The 20,147-nt window shown below is 70.1% G+C and carries 23 protein-coding genes; 1 reads left to right on the top strand and 22 read right to left on the bottom strand.

Going from position 1 to position 20,147, the window contains the following annotated elements; all coding sequences use genetic code 11:
• Positions 1 to 300 precede the first annotated feature (300 nt).
• The 15 genes from ACIRFL_RS36225 to ACIRFL_RS36295 all read right to left on the bottom strand — a co-directional run bounded on the left by ACIRFL_RS36225 (position 301) and on the right by ACIRFL_RS36295 (position 10,658).
• Positions 301 to 1,458, bottom strand: coding sequence for a hypothetical protein (locus ACIRFL_RS36225; RefSeq protein WP_404037498.1), 1,158 nt, complete (start codon positions 1,456 to 1,458; stop codon positions 301 to 303).
• Positions 1,458 to 1,778 (bottom strand): hypothetical protein, encoded by a 321-nt coding sequence (locus ACIRFL_RS36230; RefSeq protein WP_404037501.1) that lies wholly within the window; start codon positions 1,776 to 1,778, stop codon positions 1,458 to 1,460. The genes ACIRFL_RS36225 and ACIRFL_RS36230 overlap by 1 nt, the downstream gene beginning before the upstream one ends.
• Before the next feature lie 54 nt (positions 1,779 to 1,832).
• Complete coding sequence (locus ACIRFL_RS36235; protein ID WP_404037504.1) at positions 1,833 to 3,620, bottom strand: type IV secretory system conjugative DNA transfer family protein; 1,788 nt, start codon at positions 3,618 to 3,620, stop codon at positions 1,833 to 1,835.
• Between the two features lie 32 nt (positions 3,621 to 3,652).
• On the bottom strand, positions 3,653 to 4,429 hold the full coding sequence (locus ACIRFL_RS36240) for a DUF317 domain-containing protein (protein WP_404037506.1): 777 nt from the start codon (positions 4,427 to 4,429) through the stop codon (positions 3,653 to 3,655).
• A 2-nt stretch (positions 4,430 to 4,431) separates the two neighbouring features.
• Complete coding sequence (locus ACIRFL_RS36245) at positions 4,432 to 4,770, bottom strand: hypothetical protein (RefSeq protein WP_404037509.1); 339 nt, start codon at positions 4,768 to 4,770, stop codon at positions 4,432 to 4,434.
• Positions 4,771 to 5,027: 257 nt separating this feature from the next.
• Complete coding sequence (locus tag ACIRFL_RS36250; RefSeq protein WP_404037512.1) at positions 5,028 to 5,846, bottom strand: DUF317 domain-containing protein; 819 nt, start codon at positions 5,844 to 5,846, stop codon at positions 5,028 to 5,030.
• Entirely contained in the window at positions 5,837 to 6,127 is a 291-nt protein-coding gene (locus ACIRFL_RS36255; protein WP_404037514.1) for a hypothetical protein, read from the bottom strand. The genes ACIRFL_RS36250 and ACIRFL_RS36255 overlap by 10 nt, the downstream gene beginning before the upstream one ends.
• Before the next feature lie 28 nt (positions 6,128 to 6,155).
• A complete protein-coding gene (locus tag ACIRFL_RS36260; protein WP_404037517.1) occupies positions 6,156 to 6,947 on the bottom strand; it encodes a DUF317 domain-containing protein in 792 nt (263 codons plus the stop codon).
• On the bottom strand, positions 6,944 to 7,327 hold the full coding sequence (locus ACIRFL_RS36265; protein ID WP_404037520.1) for a hypothetical protein: 384 nt from the start codon (positions 7,325 to 7,327) through the stop codon (positions 6,944 to 6,946). The genes ACIRFL_RS36260 and ACIRFL_RS36265 overlap by 4 nt, the downstream gene beginning before the upstream one ends.
• Before the next feature lie 407 nt (positions 7,328 to 7,734).
• Positions 7,735 to 8,487, bottom strand: coding sequence for a hypothetical protein (locus ACIRFL_RS36270; RefSeq protein WP_404037522.1), 753 nt, complete (start codon positions 8,485 to 8,487; stop codon positions 7,735 to 7,737).
• A 24-nt stretch (positions 8,488 to 8,511) separates the two neighbouring features.
• A complete protein-coding gene (locus tag ACIRFL_RS36275; protein ID WP_404037525.1) occupies positions 8,512 to 9,210 on the bottom strand; it encodes a hypothetical protein in 699 nt (232 codons plus the stop codon).
• 14 nt (positions 9,211 to 9,224) lie between these two features.
• Positions 9,225 to 9,377, bottom strand: a complete 153-nt coding sequence (locus tag ACIRFL_RS36280; protein ID WP_404037527.1) for a hypothetical protein — start codon at positions 9,375 to 9,377, stop codon at positions 9,225 to 9,227.
• Positions 9,378 to 9,545: 168 nt separating this feature from the next.
• Positions 9,546 to 9,752 (bottom strand): hypothetical protein, encoded by a 207-nt coding sequence (locus tag ACIRFL_RS36285; RefSeq protein ID WP_404037530.1) that lies wholly within the window; start codon positions 9,750 to 9,752, stop codon positions 9,546 to 9,548.
• The gene (locus ACIRFL_RS36290; protein ID WP_404037532.1) at positions 9,749 to 10,186 is read right to left on the bottom strand and encodes a hypothetical protein; all 438 of its coding nucleotides are present in this window, start codon (positions 10,184 to 10,186) and stop codon (positions 9,749 to 9,751) included. Before ACIRFL_RS36290 ends, ACIRFL_RS36285 begins: the two co-directional genes overlap by 4 nt.
• A 100-nt stretch (positions 10,187 to 10,286) precedes the next feature.
• Positions 10,287 to 10,658, bottom strand: a complete 372-nt coding sequence (locus ACIRFL_RS36295) for a hypothetical protein (protein WP_404037534.1) — start codon at positions 10,656 to 10,658, stop codon at positions 10,287 to 10,289.
• A gap of 98 nt (positions 10,659 to 10,756) precedes the next feature.
• Here ACIRFL_RS36295 and ACIRFL_RS36300 point away from each other — a divergent pair, with 98 nt between their 5' ends.
• A complete protein-coding gene (locus tag ACIRFL_RS36300) occupies positions 10,757 to 11,599 on the top strand; it encodes a DUF6461 domain-containing protein (protein WP_404037536.1) in 843 nt (280 codons plus the stop codon).
• A 389-nt stretch (positions 11,600 to 11,988) separates the two neighbouring features.
• Here ACIRFL_RS36300 and ACIRFL_RS36305 read toward each other — a convergent pair whose 3' ends face one another.
• The 7 genes from ACIRFL_RS36305 to ACIRFL_RS36335 form a co-directional block, all read right to left on the bottom strand.
• Positions 11,989 to 13,788, bottom strand: coding sequence for a hypothetical protein (locus ACIRFL_RS36305; protein ID WP_404037539.1), 1,800 nt, complete (start codon positions 13,786 to 13,788; stop codon positions 11,989 to 11,991).
• Positions 13,785 to 14,927: an AAA family ATPase gene (locus tag ACIRFL_RS36310; RefSeq protein ID WP_404037583.1), complete on the bottom strand. Its 1,143-nt coding sequence runs from the start codon at positions 14,925 to 14,927 to the stop codon at positions 13,785 to 13,787. Before ACIRFL_RS36310 ends, ACIRFL_RS36305 begins: the two co-directional genes overlap by 4 nt.
• A 194-nt stretch (positions 14,928 to 15,121) precedes the next feature.
• A complete protein-coding gene (locus tag ACIRFL_RS36315) occupies positions 15,122 to 15,343 on the bottom strand; it encodes a hypothetical protein (protein ID WP_016572176.1) in 222 nt (73 codons plus the stop codon).
• Between the two features lie 467 nt (positions 15,344 to 15,810).
• Positions 15,811 to 16,155 carry a hypothetical protein gene (locus ACIRFL_RS36320; protein WP_404037542.1) on the bottom strand — a complete coding sequence of 115 codons (345 nt, stop codon included), beginning with the start codon at positions 16,153 to 16,155 and terminating at the stop codon, positions 15,811 to 15,813.
• Between the two features lie 450 nt (positions 16,156 to 16,605).
• A complete protein-coding gene (locus ACIRFL_RS36325; protein ID WP_404037545.1) occupies positions 16,606 to 17,784 on the bottom strand; it encodes a hypothetical protein in 1,179 nt (392 codons plus the stop codon).
• Between the two features lie 376 nt (positions 17,785 to 18,160).
• On the bottom strand, positions 18,161 to 18,853 hold the full coding sequence (locus ACIRFL_RS36330) for a hypothetical protein (protein WP_404037548.1): 693 nt from the start codon (positions 18,851 to 18,853) through the stop codon (positions 18,161 to 18,163).
• A gap of 26 nt (positions 18,854 to 18,879) precedes the next feature.
• Positions 18,880 to 19,881, bottom strand: a complete 1,002-nt coding sequence (locus ACIRFL_RS36335; protein WP_404037550.1) for a hypothetical protein — start codon at positions 19,879 to 19,881, stop codon at positions 18,880 to 18,882.
• Positions 19,882 to 20,147 lie beyond the last annotated feature (266 nt).

Below are 20,147 nucleotides of genomic sequence, written 5' to 3' on the forward strand. Positions count from 1 at the left end.
CGGGGTGATAGGCAGGCTCCGGGCTGGCGCATCGGAGTCGGACTCTCCGAGCGGGCCGGTCTGGCATGTGAACTGCGGCGGCAGAGGGGAACTCGTGGCACGGCGGAGCCGTCCGAGGGCGTCGTGCCGTTTCGCAGATGCCGTGTCACCCAGGCGTCATCCGTATCGGCGACGCGCTCCACATACCGGCCTCGGAGGCTTTGCTGTGTGTCGCCGCGCTGCTCAAGCGTTGGTACGCGGAATGATGTGCCGAAGTGAACGAGGCGGCGGCAGGAGGGCGCTGGGGAGCGGGTGGTGCTGTCAGCGGTGTGCGCGGGCGGCGTTGGCCGCAGCGGGGGCGGTGACGGGGCGTGTCATGGGCAGGCTGATGTGCGGGGGTGCATCGATGACCGCGCTGAGCGTGGAGATTCCGAGGGCGGTCAGGCGTACGCGGTCGCGAAGCGCTCCGCCGGGGAAGATCGGAGGTACGGATGCCGGCTGGCGGGTCACCAGGTGCTGGGCCTCCAGGTGGCGCAGCACCTCGACGGCCGCCGTCGAGGTGTGGCCGTGTACGCGGTGCCCGTGCTGCTCGGTGATGGTGATGTGGCCGCGGGCGACTTCGAGCAGGGCGTTGTGCTGGGCTGCGTCGAGGTCGGGGACGCTGCTGCTGTTGCGGGCCCTGCCGGACAGCCTGTGGGCGATGTGGCTGGCTGACTCGACGATGGACAGGGGGGCGAGGGCGGTCAGTTCACGGGCCAGCCGTACGTACTGTGATGAGGATTCTTGAAAACGGCCAGGGCTGCTCTTCGTTCCCCAGTCGGTTGCTGTCGGCAACGGGGACCGGGGCCGCCCGCTCGTGGAGTGTGCGGGCCGTGCCGAGCGGTCAAGGGCGCCTTCGGCGTCGCTGCGCGATGGGCTTCGCCCACCCTGGACAGCTCGACCCGCCCCTGGGCCTGGCTGGCTATCGGCCGGCCCCTCCCTTGTGGCGCCCGACCGCAGGTCAGCGACCTGAGGGTGGGGAATCTCGGCGAGCAGGTCTGTCCCACCCCCGAGCACCGGGTGAGGAGATTCAGGGAGCCTCATCAACTGTCCGAAGCCGCGGCGAGGATCGGGGCGTGTGTGCTCCGCAGCCTGTGAGGGCAGGGCTTGCTGGGCTGCGGCGAGGTAGCGCGTGGCCCCGCTGGTCAGGTAGGCGGTTTGCTTCAGGCGCACTACAGCGCTGGCTACTGGTTCGATGGCAGGCAGGTGCTGCTGCCGGACGTCCTTGATGCAGGCCAGGGCCTCGCGTTCCAGACGGTGGGCGGAGGTCACGTAGGCGTCGGGGGCGGTATGGGCGTGACCGGAGAACAGGAGGTCGATCCTGTCGTTGTGCTGGGTGTAGAGGTCGGCGAGCGCAAGCAGGCGCTCCACGGGGGTCAGCGGCACGGGCACGTCCATGTTGAACAGGGGTGTGTGCTCGGGGTCGGGTGGTGTCGTCATCAGTGGCAGGTCGGGGTCAGCGGCTGGTGGCCGGCCTGACGACCGGGGGTGGCGGTGCCGACATGGGGTGTTGTCTGGGCTGATGGGGTTCGGTTCAGGTAGGCGCGGGTGTTCGACAGCGCGCTGAGAGCATCGTGGAAGTGCACGCTCATCTGGGACTGGATGTTGATTGCGTCCAGTTGCTGCTGGAGCGCACTCCGCGCGTCGGTCTTGCGCGGTGGCAACGGTGTGAGCCGGCGGCAGGGTGAAGTGGGTGGTCTTACTGCCGAGATGCGCGGCTGCCCGGCTGCGCGGTTCGACCGCAGACGCAGTTGTGGCATCGGCGTGGTCGTGGACGCGGGAGCGGACTGGCACAAGGTGTAGCCGAGATCCGGTCATGCGGCCGGGCCGTAGTCGGAACGGGCTGGGGCGTGCTGGGCGATGGCGCGTTCGGTGATCGCTTTCGAGGCACGGGCAGAGGCGGCGGCCAGTTCGCCGGCGCCGGGCTCGGCGTACCAGGGGCGCAGGTCGAGCATCGCGGCGCGCATGCCGGTGGCGAAGACCAGGGCGGTGCCCTTGGGCAGGGCGCGGATGGCATCGGCGGGCAGGATCCGCTCCTGCCGCATGCTGACGGACGTCGACTTCCCGGACTCGGAGGTGGAGGTGGAGGTGGTCTCGACGTCGTGGTCACCGATCAGCCGGGACAGCTTGTCCGCGAAGTCCGGGTCGTCGATACCGGATCCGATGACCTTGACGGTCGCGGCGGACCACATGGCGTCCATGCCCGCGTCTCCCCAGACCTTCTGGCCCTGGCGGTAGGACTGCAGGATGGTGATCGGGATGATCCCGCGTGAGCCGAGGTGAGAGTACAGGTCCGGCAGATCGCTGATTTTGCAGACGTTGGCGGCCTCGTCCAGGATCGCCAGCATCGGCGGGTCGAGCCGGCCGCCTGCGCGTTCAGCCTGGGCGGTCGCGGCCCGCATCACTGAGTCAGCGCACGCCGCGATCAGCGCTGACGCGCCTCCGCCTCCGTCCTTCGACAGCAGGTAAAGGGTGTCGGCCGAGGTGACGAAGTCGGCGGGCCGGAATTCGGAGACGTCCTTGTGTGGGGTGACCCAGGCGGCGATCTCGCTGTTGAGGAGGGCGGCGGCGTACTGGCGGGCGGTCTCGTAGATGCCATCGCGGGTTTCCGGCGGGCCTTCCACGGTTCCCTTGAGCTGGGCGGCGACCGCGGTGAACTGGTGGTCGCGGAGGATGTCGAGTGGGGTGCGGTCGGCGGGGAAGGCCAGCCACTGCATCACGTCGGTGATCGGCCGGTCGTCCAGCGCAGCGGCGAGGAAGAGCTGGGAGAGGATGTTGGATCCGGCCTTGGACCAGAAGTCGCCGTGCTGACTGGCGTCGACCGAGGCAGCGAGGAAGTGGCCGGCCAGCCTGCCCGCGCCGTCGAGGGTCTTGGCGTCGGTGAGGGGGTTCCACCACATCTCGCGGGCGGCGTGGGCGATCTGCTGCGGGTCCATCGACCACACCCGTCCTGTTGAGGCGCGGGCATCGAGGGTGGCGGTGTAGGCGTCGCCGGCGGCCTTGTTCGAGGTCAGCAGAACCGGGCCGGGGGCGTTGAGGATCGACGGGATTGCCAGCGAGGTGGTCTTGCCGGACCGTGGCGCCATGATCGCGACTGCCACGTCCTCATACCCCATCCGGACCTCGTGGCGGGTGTTTTGAAGGTTCCCGAGGAGGATGCCGGTGTCGCGGGCGTCGATGTGCTTCGCGGTCTTCAGACTTGGGCGCAGCTCGCGCGCCTTGCGCGTGATCGCCTTGGCCATCAGGGACTCGATGTCCTTCGGCCCGGCCATCCCGGTGATCTTCTTCTTCCGGCCGCCACCACGGTCCTTGTGCCGGGACCACAGGATGCCAGCCGCAGCACCGAGGGCGAGAAGCACGGCGATGGGGACGGCGCGTGCGCCGATGAGCAGGGACGTCTCTCCGGCTTCGGGCCAGAGCTGGTCGGGGTGGAGCAGGGCCGCGGTCGGTTGGTAGGGCGCCCTTGGCTGTCCGGTGAGGTAGGCGGTGATGTTGCCGGACAGCCAGGCGAGGTTCGAGAGTGGGACGACGACGGCGAGGACTCCGAGGAGAACCCGGAAGGCGACGTCGTACCCGTCGGAGCTACGGGAGGATGGGAGCAAAGGGGCTGGATGCTTCCGGGCGGGGCGTAAGGTCAGCGGCTGCGGCCAGAGTTGGGCGGGGGCTGGCGCGGCGTGCTCGGGTGCGTCGGCGAAGCAGTGCGGCGGGCGGCGAGGGCGCGGACGCGTTCCTCCAGGGCGGAGGCGACCTGCATGGTGGGCACGCCCCGGTGCGTGCGAGTGACGAGGTTCGGGTTCCGGGTGGGGATGCTGACCGGGCTGCCGGTGCGCGGCACAGGGCTGGGATCGGCGAGCGCGGCGGTGAACGCGGTGATCAGGTGTGGCGGCGTGTGTTCATCGAACCGGGCCTGCCACACCCATCGGGGGCCGGGAAGCGTGACGGTGGCGAACCAGGGGCCATCGCCTGCGCTGCCCGCCCGCTGGACCATGGCCCTGCCGTCCGGCGAGAGGAGGCGGTCCCGAGCGCTGGTGGGCGACCAGCCGGCGCGGGCGAGAGGCTCGTAGGGATCGGCGGGTGCGGCGGCTGTCGCTGCGGGAGCGGTGAGGGCGTCGGTGAAACCAGCGATGATCTCGACCGGTGTGCGGGCGCCGAAGCTCGCGTGCCAGGCGGGCCGGCCCTGCGTAGCGATGTGGTGGAAGGTCCACCATTGGCCCTCAGGATCGGGCTCAAGGCGCAGTAGAGCTTTCTGGTCGGGGCTGGAGAGGATGACGCGCGGGATCAGGGGGTCGTGTCCGTGACTCCAGCCGCAGGCGCGGTGGAGGGGGACGGTGATCCACGCGGGGTCTCCGCCGCCGGCGAGGTGACGCGGAGCGATGAACTCGACCTCGACGGTCTCGGTGGGCCGTGGCATGGTCACCTCCGGACCGAAACAGCCCTGCCGGCTGCGGGGGCGGAGGCGGTCGGCGCAGGGGCCCTGAGCGAGGCGGCGTGTTTCACTGCGGAGTTGATGTCCGCCAGGGCGTGCCCATGGGTGGCCCAGTCGTCGAGGTAGCTCCACGATTCGGCGTGGTACTCCGCCAGGGCGTCGTCGAATACGGGGGTGCCGGGACGGGCGTCGGCCGGGAGGCCGTCGCGTGTGCGCAACCACTGATCGCGCAGGGTGTCGAGGCCGTCGAGCGCGGCCTGCAGAACACCGAGTTGATATGCCCAGCGGTTCTGCACCGCGTTGCTGGGCAGGCTTTCGAGCTGCACGCTGGCCGTGGCCAGCAGGGAGCTGGCACCGGCATGGACGTTCTCGAACGCCTCAGCGGTGTCGGCGTCGCGCCGGCTCTTGCGCAGGCCGTAGGCGTGGGCGTCGTGTGGCCATCCGTCGAGATCGGTGTGCTCGTCGGAGTAGGCGTCCCAGGCGTCGAGGATCTGCTGGCTGTCGCGGACGTAGTCGTCGAGATGTTTCAGGTACTCACGGTGGGCTGTGCGGTCGAAGGAGATGGTGGGTGGTCCAATCGGGGTCAGCGGCGAGCGGCAGGCCGCGCTGTGCCGGGTGCTTCCGGAGGCGTGTTGGGCTGTGGGGAATGCTGGCGGCGGGCGGTGCGGGCCTGGGCGCGGATGGCGTCGAGACGGATGGTGTGCGCCTTGACGACCTGCTCGGGGGTGAGCGGGCTGGGCTTTTGCACGACGCTGTAGTGGGCGGTGCGGTCGAACATGCCGCGGGTGAGCGGTGCGGGATCGGCGAGCCCGGTCATGAAGGCGCTCACGAGATGAGCTGGAGTGCGCGGGTCGAACCAGGCGTGCCAGATCCTGGGCCCCATCAGGGTGCCGTGTCCTGGCCTGCAGGTCTCGATGTGCCAGAACCCTCGGGCTTGATCGGGACGCCGCTCCACGTGACACATGGCATCGGCGGAGTGGGCCGTGGCGGCGTTGTCCACCTGCCATCCCGCTGTCTCCAGGGCCTGGAACGGGTCGGGCTGCCGGGCCGGTGGCGTCGCGGTGAGGGCGTCGGTGAGGCGGCCGAGGATCTCGGCGGGGACGAGTTCGCCGAATTCGGCGTACCAGCCGGGCTCGGTATGGGTGGGCGCGGCCAGCAGCCGCCACCATGCGGACGTGGTGGACTGCGGGTCGAACGTCAGGGTGAGCCGGTGGTCCGGGCTGCGTAGGATGATCTCGGGGCTGAGAGGGTCAGATGTGCGGGTCCATCCGGCCGCGGCGAGTCCGTGGGTGACGTGGCGGGCGTCACCGGGGCCGGCGAGGTGGCGGGGGCTGGTGTCGAAGGGGATGCGCCAGGCGTGCGTGTTGGCGAACGCGGTCAACTGCCGTTCGCTCACGGGCACCGGCCGCACCCCGCATCGGTGTCGGCGGCGCTGCCGTGCAGGGCGTGCAGGTCGTCCAGAACGTAGTGGAGGGTGTGCTGGTCGCCAGTTCCCACGCGGCGGCGCGCAACTCGGTGATCACGAGACCGACTTCGTGGCTGCGAGGTGTGTCCGGGTACGTCGAGCAGCGGCTCGACGAGGGCGAACGCCTCGTCCGGTTCAGGGCTGTCGTGCAGGTGGTCGCTGTGGTGGGAGAAGGTCTCGGCCGCGGTGCGGATGGTGTCCTGGGTGAGTGCGGGCACTGAGCTCCTGAGGTGTGGCAGTCGGGGGTCAGCGGCGGGTGTGGGTGCCGCCCGCCCGGGCGTAGGGCCGGGTGTTGGTGCGGGGCCCGGTGTTGCGGGCCCAGGTGGCGGCGCGGGCGGCCGTGATGCGGGCTTGCTGCCAGGCGCTGAGCTGGGACGGCAGGACAGAGACGGACATGGTCCGGATCCGTGTGCTGGGCGGGACGCGGCCGAGCGGGCGCATCACGGGCTCGGGGCTGGCGAGCGCAGCAGAGAACGCCTGCACCAAGTGCAGTGGGGTGCTGGCCGTGAACTGGGCTGTCCAGCCATTGCCTTGGCCGTCCTTCGCCCCCGCCCACCACATCGCCGTGCCGTCTGGGCTCTGGTGGAACTGCATCCACGCGGTGTCGTCAGGACTGGTCGCGGTGACCTGCCCGGCTTCGGGCTGGCTGCGCCAGCGTTGCTCCCGCAGCGGCGCCCACACGTCGGGGGCGTGTGCGGACCGGGTTCGCGCAAGTGCGTCGGTGAGGCCGGCGACGATCTCGACGGGTGTCTGTCGGCCGAGGTGTGCCCACCACTCGTCCTGGTGGCCGGTCACGGTGCCGTGGATCGTCCACCCGCCGGGCAGCACGTAAGGGTCGTAGGCGACGCGGACCGTGCGGTCGGGACTCTCCATCGAGAGGGGTCCGCCCTTTTTGGATTTGTCACGCCAACCGGAGGCACGAAGGAATTCGGAGATGTGCCGGACGTCGCCGCCGCCGGCGAGGGCACGGGGCTGGACGAGGTAGTGCTGCTGGGCCTGCTCTCCCGGCCCCCAGCCCAGCCACTGCGTTGTTTTCACCGGCGCCGCCGGACCACGAGCGGGGCGGGGGTCGGCGGCTTTTCCGCCGTGATGGCGGTCTCGGTGCGGAGGTTCCGGAGGGTGCCGAGGTGTTCGTCCAGGTCGAGGGCGATGTCGTTGAGTTCGTTCGAGGCCCGACCCAGGGCGAGCCACACCTCTGCGGGCACAGTGCCTCGCTCGGCCTGGTCCTTGGCGAACATGCTGCCGGTGACCACGAGGTGGGTGATACCGCCGAGGACTCCGTCGTCCGGGTCCAGGACGCGGGCGATGACCTGCATGGCCTGGTGAGAGGGGAGCTGGGCGAGGTGGTCGGCGAGCTGGCAGAGCTGGCGGGTGACCTCGTCGGCCAGCCGCACCGGATACGGGGTCGGGTGGGACATGCTCCTCCAGATGGGGGTGGTCGGTGGGGTGGTGCCCGATCCTCTGCGACTCGGCGAGGACGGCCTCCGGGCATGCGCTGCCCAGTAGGAAGGCACGGTCCGGACCAGCGGGGTGCAGACGCGCAGGTAGCGACAGCCGTCGGTCGGGAGCGGATCGTGTCCGCAGCCTGTTCGAAGGTCGTTTCGTCGAATGCCTCGGGGCTCGGTTGACCTTGTTTCCGACCATCACCAGGGACGGAAAGTGCGTGGCTGGACAGGCGTTTCTGCTCGTCCAGGGCGAGGTGCCTGGGCGCTTCGTGTCACTCGTGGACATAACCTGCGGTCGCTGTGACGTGGCGGTCAAAGCCGAAGCAGTCGAGCAGGACGAGGGGAGCCGTTCGGGGGCGCCAATTCGGTTCCCTACGGGGTCATCGCGTCCGTACGGCGCCGGAGCGGGTGACGGGCGGGGGGACGGCCGGCGGGGCTGATGACGGCGCGATCCTGCCGGAGGGGTGCTGGATGGCGGCGGAGATGCCGTGCGCGTTGAGCAGCGGGCCGATCGCCTGGACGGCGCGGGCCTGGACAAGGGTGTCGTCGCCGCTGAGGCGGTAGATGCCCGTCGTGTCGTCGCGGACGAAGCCGTTGTCGAGCAGAATGGCGGCGGCGCTCTCGCCGACCGGGGCCGCGGCGAGACTTCCGTCCGGCTGCCAGGTCAGCACGAGGCGGTCCGCCTGCGAGGGCGACACGTCCTCGGTCGCGTTCAGGCGGGCCTGCGCGAGTGCGGCGTCGTAGCGGCCGAGCAGGTCGCCGGCGACCATCCCCGCGCCGGCGAAGGGGTCGTCGGCCAGTGTGATGCCGTTCGGCTCGCTCACTCCTCGGTATGCCTCGTCGGGGAGTTCGCCGGGGGCGACGGCGGCGATGAGGAAGCCACCGCGGTGGTCATGCCGGTCGAGGAGGACGAGTTGGGCTCCGTCGTCGCGGGTGAGTACGGCCGCTTGCCGGAGCGGGTGCTCGGCCAGGGCCTGGGCGACGAGGTCGAGATCCCAGATCCGTTCGGCGAGGCCGGCGAGGTCGTCCTTGTCCTCGGCCGGGTAGTGGGTGCTGGTCCAGGCGCCGGGGAGTTCGCTGGCGAGGACATCCGCATACGAGGCGAGGCGGTCGGAGGTGTCGTGGTCGAGCAATGGTGTCCTTGGGCAGTTGCAGGGTCAGCGGCGCGGGCCGGCGGTCACAGGCGGGGAAGCCGGGGACGGGAGCGCGCCCGGCGGGGGCGGGCCGGCGCACACGGCGGAACGTTCGTGCTCCTTGTCGTGCACCTCCTGGGCCCAGTCGCGGCGCCCGGGGTGCGAGGCGTGCCGGTCGGCTAGTTGGCCGCGGGTGTGGGCGAGGTCGGTGCGCACGATGCGTACGTACTCATCGGCGAGGTAGCGCAGGCGCCGGGCGATGTGCGGATCGGCCGGATTGCCGAGGCCGTCGAAGAAGTCCGCGAGGGCCGCGAGGGTTTCGTCGAGCCCGGCGAGGATGCCGTCGTGGGGCGCCGTCAGCTCGGTGAGGACATCGGCAGCCTCGCCGGTTGTGGTGGCCTCGCGTAGACGCTCGGCGAGGTGGGCGACCGAGCCGCCGAGCGCCGGATGGCGGACCGTCTGGGAATTGGTGTCGAAGGGCTCGTCACAGTCGACGTGGTAACCGGCGGACCGGAGTTGGGCGACGGCATCGGTGGCCATTCGGTTCTCCCTGTCTCCGGTGAGGCCGGCGGGGGTGCGGTGGTAGGTCTCGTGGAGGCGGACCACAGGGACGAAGCCGGATCGCTGGATGATGCTGTGGGCCTCCGGGGTGCCGCCGCGGACGAGGACCTCCTCGGAGTGCGGATCCCGGTGGACGGATACGAAGCGGTCGGCAGAAGCCAAGAGAGACGTTTGTCCTAGAGGATGCGTCGGGCCATGGTGGTGTGTGCGGTGGCGGGCGGGGCTCTGGCGAGGTCGGCGGCCGTATGGTCGAGGTTCTGCTGGATGCCGTGGATGTGGCGGAAGACCAGTTCCAGCGGTGCGCGAGGGCTGCCGGCCCACTGCTTCACGGTCCAGGGCGACTGCTCGTCGCCGAAGGTATAGAGGTGCGACCCGGGCCAGTGGGTGACGATGCTGTCTTCGCGAGGCTGCCGCTGTTCACGATCGGGATTGCCCGGCGCCGAGCGGCTCGGTGAGAGGGTTGTGCGGGGTGTGGTGGCGGTAGCTGATGCGGGGAATCATGCGGCTGCGGCTGCTGTCGCACGGGGCTTGCGCTCGGCTGTGATCGCCGACCGCTCGCGCACCAGGTCGGCTTTGATGGCCGGATCGCCGGCCGGCAGCCGGTCCAGGGCACCGCTGAGAACGGCGCGGGCCTCGTCGTGGCGGCCGAGTACGGACAGGGAGCGGGCGAGCGCGAGGCCGGGACGGCGGACGGGGAGGCTCATCGGCCACCTCTGGCGTCGGCGATGTGCACGAGCTGTCCAAGGGCGGTGGTGGTGTACCAGCCGCAGTCGATGAGCGTGTTGTGCTCCTTGTGCTTGGGTAGGAGGTGGTCCTCCATTGCGCGCAGGTGGATCAGGCAGTCCGCGCAGCGGCGTGAGAGGTGGACGAGGTAGCGGGGGTGGCCGGTGATGTACGATTGCGCGCCCCCTGCCGCGTCGTGCAGCCGCCAGCCGTCCTCGTCGGTGGGCGTGTGCCAGGAAGGAGCGACGACGCGCAACGAATCTCCCCAGAGTTCCCCGTTGGCGACTCCCCTGAGGACGACGACTTGGTCGCCGGCCTGGAAGTGCTGGTGAGTGATATCCCGAGTGGGGGTGAGGGGGTCGGGTGTCGGCGCGAACGCCGGGGTGGGCGGAGGCGTCCAGAACGGCGAGATCATGCAGGTCCTTCCACACAGAGCCGAGTGGCGGCGGGAGGATCAATGGTCCGCAGGATCGCCGGTTTGGCTAACCGCCGATCTCCGGCTATGTTCCGGTCGGTCAGCGGAACGGGTTCTCCGTCCCGCGGTCCTGCTCGGTGGCCGCGTCGAGGAGTTCGAGCAGGTCAGCGCCGTCAGCTTCCCTTTGGTCGATCCACCATCCGGCCCGGTTGATCGTACGGGCCTTCGCCTCCAGGTCCGCCCAGTCCGCCTCGTTCCAGGCGCCCTCGATGACCAGCGCGGTGTGTGCGGCCGTCATGAGCTGGTGGCGGGAGCGATCCCCCCAGTCCAGGGCCCGCTCCGGACCCTCCAGCGGTGGCATGTCGAACTTGGCGGCCCACTCGGCGGCTGCCTGCTGCTCCTCGGCACGCTTGGCGGCGAGCCACGCTTCTCCGAACCAAGCATTGAGTCTGTGAGCTCGTAAAAAGATCACGTTGCTAACACGGACTCGGCGCGATCCGAGGACCAGATCCAGCTGAAAGAACCGGCTTGCACCGGGCCTTGTCAGGGGCATCAGGCAGACTGCGCCGCATGAACTTGGTGACCGCGCACGACTACGCCTGGATCCGCACCTCGCCGCTCTTCCGTCACGCGATGGAGAGCGGATACACCCTGACACTGATACGGGGGCGGACCCCGCGCGAGGTGCTGCGCGTGATGGGGGCGGAACCGCGCGGCACCGGGGAGGGAACGGCCGGGCTGATCGAGGCGGGCGACGCCCGCCGTGCCGAAGTGGACTACGACTACTGGGACGAGTCCTACGTCGCGGGCGCCTTCAGCACTCCGGGTGAGAACGGCGACTGGACACTCGTCCTCGGCTTCGACGGTGGCCTGGGAATCGCGGGCGCGTGGGTGGAGACGCTGTCGAAGGGCGGCCGGGTCGTGGCCCACTCGACCAACGGCGGCAAGCCCATCCACCTCTTCCACTGGTTCGAGGACGGTGAGCTCCGTACGACGTTCGAGGACCCCTCGTCGCGCGACGGCAACACGCCCGATGAACTGGTCCCCCTGCTGCGGGAGGTCGGCTTCCCCCTGACTCCCGAGGGAGAGCACGACGAGAGCGCCCAGGGCGTTGACGGGAAGGCGGCGGTCCTCGCTCTGGCCGAGAGACTCACCGGCATACGCGTCACCGAATCCCTCCTCCAAAACACCACGTACGAACTGGGACTCGTCCCCGAACAGCCCACCGAGGAATGGACCGGCGTGGTCATCGACATCACCGATGCCCACGGGGAGCGTCTGCACAGGGAATGGACCTACGAGGAGATCGCGACGGCGTCGGACCGCGCACGGGCGGAGGCAAACGCGCCGGTCGTGATCACCTACAACGAGCCGTCGGCCATGGATCGTTCGGAGTACGAGGGGGGTGAGTAGCGAGCGGGCGCGTGGAGGGTGCCCCGGCACGGGGCAGCGGACGCACGCATGCTCGTGACTGCACTCGGTTCCATAGGCTCGCCCGCACTCCCGCGGGACGTCGTTCGCCAGGCACGGTGCGAAAACTAGCAGACAGGCGCTCTGACCTGCGAATACGTATGATTTAGTTCGGTCAACACGTCTTCCTTGGACTCCGTGTCGGCATTGCGCGCCGTCTTCCAGCAGTCGGTGCAGTTCCGCCCGGCGAGCCAGCGGGCGAAGCCGGCGCGACGGTCGGCGGGCCGGTCAGACAGGTCATGGACGATCGAGTGTCCACAGGGGTGCTCAACGGTCCACCGGGTACGACAATTGCCACGTGGTTGTTTCTACTTTCTGTCTTCTGCGTCGTCTCAGCGTGTCCTGCGGATGGCGTCTGTGGCCGCCGTGGCGATGGCGACGGGAGCGCTGGAGGGCTGGGGCAGGTGCAGCAAGGTGGTCCCCGGCAAGTGGTGGGACCCCGCGGTGAGGGTGAGCTGGAGTACGGCGCAGCCGGCGGTCGTGAGCTGCTTGACGCGGGTGATGGCTTGAGCGGTTTCGTCGCTGCCGTACCGGGCGTCGGTGACGATCACGAGGAGGCGGCCGGCGCCGGGGCGGCTGAGTTCGAGGCCGTGGTCGAGTGCGTCGATGGCGTCGCCGAGATTGTGGTGGCCGCCGTTGGCATCGAACGTCGTCACGCGCTCTGGTGCTCGGTGGGTGGGTCGGGTCAATGCGGTCAGGTGCATGTCGTAGGCGATGGTGGCGGTAAGGGAGTCGGCGTCGGTCAGGGCTGCTGCGCGTGCCACGATCCAGGCAGCGGACGCGACGGGCGCGCAGGCGGCACGCATGGAGCCGGAGACGTCGACGGCGATACCCACACGCAGCGGTGGGGTGGGGGAGTTCCGGCGGCGTGTGTGGGTGAACGGTTCCGCGGTGGGGACCGACCCGGCCGCGCGCTGAGCGTCGCGGGCGAGGGCCGCGCGCATGTTGAGGCGGCCGGGCGGGGTGGGGCTGGTGGTCCGCTCCTCGGTCCGCTCGCGGTAGGCGGCGGCACGCAGGGCGCGGCTCAGGCGCGCGGCGGCACTCTGCTCGGCGGCGGTGGGCCTGCGGGTGCCGGTGACCGGGTTGCCGTAGGGCGCCGGTGTGCCGTCGGGGGTGACGGTGGTGCCACGGGCGTTGAAGACCGACTTGGCGGTGGCGGCGGCTTTGCGTCGCTGGCCGGCCCGCTGGGCGCGGTCCTGAGCCTGCGCCTTGGACTGCGCGGCCATGGCGTTGGTCGCTGCGGCCTGTGCCGCGAGGTCGGCGGCGTCGGTGGCTGCCGTGCTGTCCATGACGACCCCCACGGCGCCGGACAGCAGATCGGTGAGGTTCTCCGGCACGGGCAGGGCGGGGGCCGCGGTGTCCAGAGCGTCGCACCATTTTTGAGCGTGCGCGAGCATGGTCGTGGCGTCGTGGTCGGCGCACTGGTGGGCAGCGGTCCAGATGCGGGTGAGTGTGGCCAGCAGGTTTGCGCCCAGCACCTTTTCGCACAGATCGGCGACGGCCCGGGTCTCGCCGGCGTCCAGGATGCCGACGTCACGGCGGCCGAGGACCAGGGCCGCCACGGCGGCGGCGTGCTCGATGCCCTGGAGGGTGGGGTGGGCGATGTCGGGCATGACCAGAATTCGGGCACTGGTGCGCAGGTACGTGCGGTCCGTGGGCCGCGTGATCAGGTGTGCGCCTTCGACACGGCTCTCCTCCAGCAGGAGCGCGGCCTCGACGACACGGGGGTTCGCTCCGGCTGGCTCCGTCCAGACGGAGTGGGCCGCGTGCGCGGCCTCGTGGACGAACACTCCCCAGGCGGCGGGATACCGCTCCTCGTCGCCCACGATCCGCGGATGGATCTCGTGGGGCTGGAGCGGGGCGAACAGGCCGGCGTCGAACTCGACCTCGCCCAGAGTGGGGAAGAACGCGGCCGGTGTGCCGCTGCGCGTGCCGGGGCGGCAGGTGACGAGGAGGTCCTGGCGGCCGGAGAGGGCGACCAGCCGATCGCCGAGTTCGGCTCCCACGCGCAGCCACGCGTCCGGGGAGGAACGGGGTTGCGCGGGCGGGGCGCCGTCGTCGTCCCATCGCGCGAGGTCGGCGTCGTCGTCCGGCGTGGTGGCGGGGGACTGGACGTGGTGGTGGGCGCTCATCGCGAGCGGCCCCGGTGCGCGGAGCCGGTGCTGCCCCGGGGCTGCCGGACGGCCGAGGCGGAAAGCTGCTTGCCGAGGGTGAGGGGAGCGACCTCCTTGACGCCGACAGCCTTGATGACGGCAGCGGCGACGGCGTCGCGATCCTCCAGAGGAGCGATGCCGACCAGGTTCGCGAGCGCGGCTTTGGTGCCGAGGACGGCCTCGGTCCTCTGGTAGCTGAGCAGCTCTCGCAGTTGGGGGGCCCAGCCCAGTTCGCCGAGTTCGACTTGGCGGGAGAGGTGTCGGGCGACCCGGACCACCCGGGCATCGATCCTCAGCGCCAGGGCGAGGTCATAGTCCGTGCCGATCTGGATTTGCACGCTGAACCGGCTCGCGAGCGCCTCCGTCAAAACCGCCCCGTGGACGCCGGGATTGTGGCCCGCCACCACGTAGAAGCCCGGCTCGGCCTTGATGGTCTCGCCCTTGTGGGCCTTGACCTGGATCTGCCTGCGCCCGTCCATCGCGGGATACAGCGCCGCCAGGACCTTCGGTGAGATCAAGGTGGCATCGTCGATCAGCAGGGCGCGGCCCTCGGTCATCGCGGTGACCAGCGGACCGTACTGGAAGACGTAGGCTCCCGCGTCGTCCTGTGTGTACTCGCCGATCAAGTCGCCGACCGTGGTGTCGCCGTCACCGGCGACGGTGAGCAGGTCCGGGAACGCCGCCTCGACCAGACTCGTCTTGCCGGTGCCCGGAGGGCCGTAGAGCAGCACCGGCACGTCGGCGTCGCGCAAGCGATTCAACGCCTCGACGTCGGGCAGATCGGCCAGCTCCCGGGGGTGGTAGACCTGGCCCCCCGCGCGGCGGATCGGGCCGGTCTGCCTGGGCGTGGCTGCTGCGGGAATGGTCGTGCGGGCCGTGGCCGCCTGGGCGCGGGGAGAGTGGGTGCCCGGTGGGCTGATCACAGCGGTCTGCGCGGCTGCGGCGGTTTTCGCGTTCGCGCGGAACTCCGGTTGTCCGGTTCCGCCTTGGTCGGCCTCGCCGCGTCGCACCAGGGTGAGGGCGGCGTTGCGGACGGCTCCGTGGGAGTGGCCCAGCTGCCTGGCCATGTCCCCGATGGTGAGCGTATCCGCCGGCCGGTCGGCCAGCAGTCGGGCCACCTTGGCCCGTAGTTCGCCGCCCTTGGTGCGCGCTGGACTGGTAGGCGTTCCGGGTGTGGTCAAAACGAGGCCCCTTCAACAGGTACGGGTGCGGGCGGGGTTGGCGATGCGCTGGAGAGGCTGGCCGCTCTCGGAGCGGATCACGGACTGTGCCGACATCGGCGACCGGGCCAACCGGGGCGTACCGTCGGCGCTCATCGGCCGACCGAGGGCTCGGTCCAGGTGCACGGGATGGCCGGCGACGAGCAGCTCGCTGGCTGCCGAGCAGGCCCGTGCGTCCGCTCCGTACCGGGTTCCGTAGCTCGGCAGGCGCAGCCTGGCGTCTCTTCGAAGCCGGCCTGGAGCAGGATCCGCCGGGCGGCGGCGTTGTAGCCGGTGGTGGTGATCTCGCCGGTGATGGTGTGGCGGATCGTCATGAACGGCTCTGCTGGTGCTTCGGGCAAGGCGAGTCTCCTATCCGTGGTGGCGGGAAAGCGGTGGGGTGTTGGGCGAAGGCGAGGCGGGCCCGGAGCTTCCAGCACATCAACGGTGCGTGGCTGGACCACGAACGATGGGCAATGACTGCCGACATGCTCCAGGGCGGGCCTCACCGCCCCGCAGCTACCTGACTCGCCTTTCCGCACGTTCCGATAGCCGGGTGTACCAACAACAGTCATGAATGAATCTCCTTGAATACAGGTGAAGAAGGCGTGCCTGCTCGGGCGTGGACGCAATGTTGACCGGGGCGAGCGAAGAGCAGGACGCGAGAGCGCGTGTGGCGTGGGTACATGGGCGCCATGACCGCCTCGGCAGCCCGGCATCACGCACATATCGCGTGGTGCTGGGCCGCCCCCAGTCCGTCGGGTCTGGGGGGCAGGGGCGATCGGTGGCTCTTCTGGTGGGGTCAGCGGCGTGGTTTCCGTGGCGATGGCGTCTGCACGGTCACCGCGGGAGAGCGGACCGGGCCGGAGGGCGTGGCATGTGGGGTGCGATGCGTGTCGAGCGCCGGGTCGAGACACACGGGATAGCGAGCGGCGGCCAGCATCTGCGCGGCCCAGGTTGCACGTTCGTTTTCCCAGTCCCGTCCCATGTCGAAGGGCAGCCGCACCCAGTGGCCGCGAAGCGTCGGTTCGAAGAGGAAGCCAGCGCGGCGGAGTAGCCGTCCGGCGAGGTCGTCGAGCGGTCCTACGACGTCGACTTCACCGCCTTGGCCCCGGTCGATGCGGATTGCGTCGGAGGTTGTGGTCATCGGTTGTGTCCCGTTGCGAGGTGGGCTGGGGCATGAGCGGGCTACGGCGGAATCGAGTGTGCGAAGGGCGCCGAGATCGGCGATGCATTACCGCGCTGGGGCGCCCGGGCTGCGCAAGCCCAGGCGATGCGGTTACGACGCTCCATCGGCCCGTAGCGCACGGCCGTTTGGGGCGGACCAGGGCCTAGGGCGGGGGAGTGATCAACCTGTACCTCGTAGCCCTGTCGGCGAATGCCGAGGACTGCTTGGCGGGCTCGGCGGGCGCTGCCCTGCTCAGGGTGGGTAAGCCAGGCCCGGCGTGTCCGCGACGGGATCGAACGGCACGCGGACCAGGTACCAGCCGCCCAGGCCCGTGCGCATGTTCGCGTTGGCGGCGGCCCCGAGGCCGTGCTCGGGACGGACACCGAAACGGAAGCGGTCAGACAGGGGGGAATCCTCATTTGTGGGAGGTCAACGGTGCGTAGCTGCGCCGCGTGGCCCAGGGGCGGAGCGTGCGGTGAGTAGCCGCGGGCTGGGAGCTGACATAGCCGCCGGCCCGCCCGGCACGGCGGCGCGGGCCTGTCGCTCGAACGGCTCGCTGTCGGCGAGCCATGTCTCGATGGCTGGCAAAACAGCGATGCCGAGCTGCCCGCGGACCTGGCTCCACTCGTGGGCCGACAGCGTCCGGGGGATCGAGTACAGATCGTCGCGGAGGCTGTTCCACTGGTTCCAGGCGTCCTGGCTTTTGGCGAGCGCTTCCCGCAGGCGGGTCAGTGCTGCGGTGTCCTGGGGCCAGGGGGTGGCCGCGGGACGGCATCGGGTGAGCAGGACCGGCGCGTGTTCGAGGACGTGACGGAAGGAGAGCCAGGCGTGGTCGGCGAAATCCCGTTCCGCGCTGGCGATCAGACGGGAGCCGCGGACCGATTCACCGGTGCTGTAGCGGCCGGAGTCTCTGACCGCCTGGAGGCTCTGGTGTTCTTCCCGGATGCGGTCCAGCGCCGTGAGGACGATGTTCAGGTCCCGGTTGTGCAGGGCGCGGCGGTGGGCTGGCAGGAACGTGTTCGTAACGGCCTGCGCCGCAAGAGCGGGATCGGCGGCCAGCGTGAGGCTGCGCGGCGTGGTGGGGTCATCGTGGGGGTCCCCCTGCTCCCTGTCGGTGAGAGCCCCGATGAGGTAGCCGCTTCGGTGGCCAGGGCGCTCGATCAGCAGCAGCTCGGTGCCGACGTCGTTCCTCAGCACGCATGCAAACGGGATCCGGTGGTGTTCGAGGGCCCGGTATATGTCGCCCGCTTCCCACAGCATGGGCCAGAGATCTTCCTGCGCCAGAGGATGGCTGTAGATCTGAACCTCGGCCCTCCACCTGCCGGGCAGCCGGGCAGCGATCTCGGTGCCGACGTCGCCGAGGTAGGGCCGGCTGCTGGTGGTGATGGTGGCACCGTGCTCGTGGGCGTAGTGCACCAGGGAGCTGGCGGTGGCCCGGGCAACCTGCGTGTTGGCCAGAGGTGAGATGAACGTGCCGTTGGACAGCCTGCTGAACCCGGCTTTCTGCAGGGCGTGGACGGCTTGGTGGTACTCCTCGCCCGTCGCGATGGCGACAAGGCCCATGGCATGGCTGGTGGCGAGGACGATCTCGGCGAAGGGAGTGGGCAAAGGGGGCTCCTGAAGGTGCGGGTGCGAGATCAGCGGTAGGCGGTCGTGCATGGTCAGCCCGGCGCCCTGTGCGCTGCCGGCCGGGCTTGAGCCGTCACGACCGGCTGATGCTCTGCGGTGAGCGGAGCGCCCTGCCAGACTGCGCGCGAAACGCGTCGGTGCCGGCGGGCCAGACGTCGACGGTCGGCATCACCACCAGTCCGAGCTGGATGCGCACCTGCTCCAGCCGCTCCCGGGCTGTGCGGGGCTGGAGGCCGAGCAGGCGCCGAGGCCGCGTGTATCGGACCGGCCTCCAGCGAGTGCCGTTTGGCCGTCTGCTGACTGTGGTGCGCCTCCGACTAGATAAGGCAGGGGTCGATGAAGTCGTCAGCGCGGCTCATCGGTGCTGCCCCCTGCGGAGGCCGGCTCCTGGCAGGGGCGGATGCATGCGAGGGCCGTCGCTGCCGTGCAGTGCGATGTGGAAGTTCTGGTGCCGCAGGCGCTGCAGGCTGGTGATCAGGCGGCGCCGGGCCTGCTCCGGGCTGAGGGTGGCCGGCAGATGGCACTCGCCGGACGCGGGGTCGAGCAGGAATCCGCCGTGCGCCAGCAGTTCGATGAGGGCGCCGATGTAGCCGGTGCGGATCCTGGGGCGCTGCTGGTCGTCGAAGGTGACGTGGACCTGCATGTGGCCCGGGCTGCTGCGCCGGATCGGTGCGGGCGCGGCGAGCCGGTAGGCGAGCAGCAGCCTGCGCTGCAGCGCCGCCGCGGCCCGGACCGGGTCGGCGGGGACGGCGATGCCGCGTGGGGCCTGGATGCCCTGTACGTGCCGGTGACCAGCGTTGGCGGGCAACATCGGCAGCACCAGATACTGGCCCGGCCGGTAGGGGCGGGGCATGACATACAGCTGGAGGCCCCAGTGGTGCGTCAGCACCGCGCGCCGGGCGCCAGCCTCGTGCGCCGTGTACGGCAGGGGACCGCTGTCCCAGATCCGCTGGCCCGCCGGGTCGTCGGCGATGGGGACCGCGCTGTGGGTGGGCCGCCAGCCAGGCAGGCGCTCAGCGAGGGCGTGGGTGAACTCGGTTATTGGCAAAGGCGCATTCTCGTCGGTGCTGACGTTCACGAGGAGGTGGCCATGCCGTGGGCGTCGGTGCGGCGGCAGGTGTAGCCAATCAGCGTCGATTTGCCCGGCGTGGTAGGGACGACGGCAGTGTCGGAGCAGGTGAACCTGTATGTGAAGGAGGGTGAGTTGGTGGTGCCGAGCCAGGCACGGTCGTCCTTGCCCGGGATGATCTGGTAGCCGGAGAAGACCGTGTCGCGCTGCGAGTGGGTGTGGGAGAACACGACGAGGGCTTGGCCGTCAGCGGTCTTCAGCGCGTAGCTGTCGGTGAACTGCGGGCTGGCGGCGGAGAACGTAGTGATGCCGTGGCTGCCGAACTTGCGCACGGTCTTGTCGTGTGTCTTGACCTGCCGGGCGGACGCATTGGAAGCGGCGAAGACCTTCTTGCCAGTCGTGTTGCCTCCGGTGGTGAAGTTGTCGCCGACAGCCGTGCGCAGCACATTGACTGGGGTGGCGACGTTCTTGCTGGAGGCGGCGTCCAGGGCGGTGGCGTAGCCGTGGGCATCGAGGGCGATCTTCGGGAGCTTCTTCGGGTCGTCAAGGTCGATGGCAGCGACCATCTCCCACTGCTTCGTCGTCGCCTGCTCCGCCGCGATCATCACCCGAACGTTCTGCTTCTTCTTGCCGCTACGTGTGACGGCGGCGAACCAGCGCCGCTCGTCGGCCGTGAAGCGGGGGATGTAGACGTCGGTGGCATCCAGGTCATACGACCAGGGCTTGTACTTTTCGCGGTCGGCCTTCGGCAGCCCCTCGTCCTCCTTGTAGTCGGAGACCGACATCGCGTACAGCGGTCCACCCTCGATGGTGTCGAGGAAGGCGCGGTTGTGGTGCTTGTTCGCCTCGTTGTTGATCTCGGAGTAGCGGGCGATCTGGGCCAGTGCCTCCTGCTTCGTCAGCGCCGGGGCGGCGGTCGGCGAGGGCGTGGCGCTGCGGGTGGCCTTGGCTGTGCTGTTGGCACTGTGGCCGGTGGTGCAGGCGGATGTGGCGAGGGTGATCGCCACGGTGGCGGTGAGCAGGGTGGCTGTGCGGCGGGCGGGGGTGTGCTGGGTGATGAGGTGCTCCGAGTGCGTACGGTTCAGAGGGTACGGATGGGGACGGATGTGGAAGCGGTACGGCGGCGGGTGGCGGGGGCCGGGTGTCGGCGGCGGCCAGCAGGTGTCTCGCGGCGTCGGCGAGGCGCGGCGGTGATCGTGCCGGCCGGGACTGAGAGCTGGTGGTTGAGGCCGGCGAGGCGGCCGAGGTGGTGGACGGATCATCGCTCCGGCGC

Origin of the sequence: Streptomyces sp. NPDC102462, from assembly GCF_044765425.1 — a bacterium.
Classification (GTDB): domain Bacteria; phylum Actinomycetota; class Actinomycetes; order Streptomycetales; family Streptomycetaceae; genus Streptomyces.

Excerpts from the sequence above, each read along its gene's own strand:
- ACIRFL_RS36225 (WP_404037498.1), bottom strand. The coding sequence starts at position 1,458 with ATGACGACACCACCCGACCCCGAGCACACACCCCTGTTCAACATGGAC.
- ACIRFL_RS36230 (WP_404037501.1), bottom strand. The coding sequence starts at position 1,778 with ATGCCACAACTGCGTCTGCGGTCGAACCGCGCAGCCGGGCAGCCGCGC.
- ACIRFL_RS36240 (WP_404037506.1), bottom strand. The coding sequence starts at position 4,429 with ATGCCACGGCCCACCGAGACCGTCGAGGTCGAGTTCATCGCTCCGCGT.
- ACIRFL_RS36265 (WP_404037520.1), bottom strand. The coding sequence starts at position 7,327 with ATGTCCCACCCGACCCCGTATCCGGTGCGGCTGGCCGACGAGGTCACC.
- ACIRFL_RS36285 (WP_404037530.1), bottom strand. The coding sequence starts at position 9,752 with ATGAGCCTCCCCGTCCGCCGTCCCGGCCTCGCGCTCGCCCGCTCCCTG.
- ACIRFL_RS36290 (WP_404037532.1), bottom strand. The coding sequence starts at position 10,186 with ATGATCTCGCCGTTCTGGACGCCTCCGCCCACCCCGGCGTTCGCGCCG.
- ACIRFL_RS36300 (WP_404037536.1), top strand. The coding sequence starts at position 10,757 with ATGAACTTGGTGACCGCGCACGACTACGCCTGGATCCGCACCTCGCCG.
- ACIRFL_RS36305 (WP_404037539.1), bottom strand. The coding sequence starts at position 13,788 with ATGAGCGCCCACCACCACGTCCAGTCCCCCGCCACCACGCCGGACGAC.
- ACIRFL_RS36315 (WP_016572176.1), bottom strand. The coding sequence starts at position 15,343 with ATGACGATCCGCCACACCATCACCGGCGAGATCACCACCACCGGCTAC.
- ACIRFL_RS36320 (WP_404037542.1), bottom strand. The coding sequence starts at position 16,155 with ATGACCACAACCTCCGACGCAATCCGCATCGACCGGGGCCAAGGCGGT.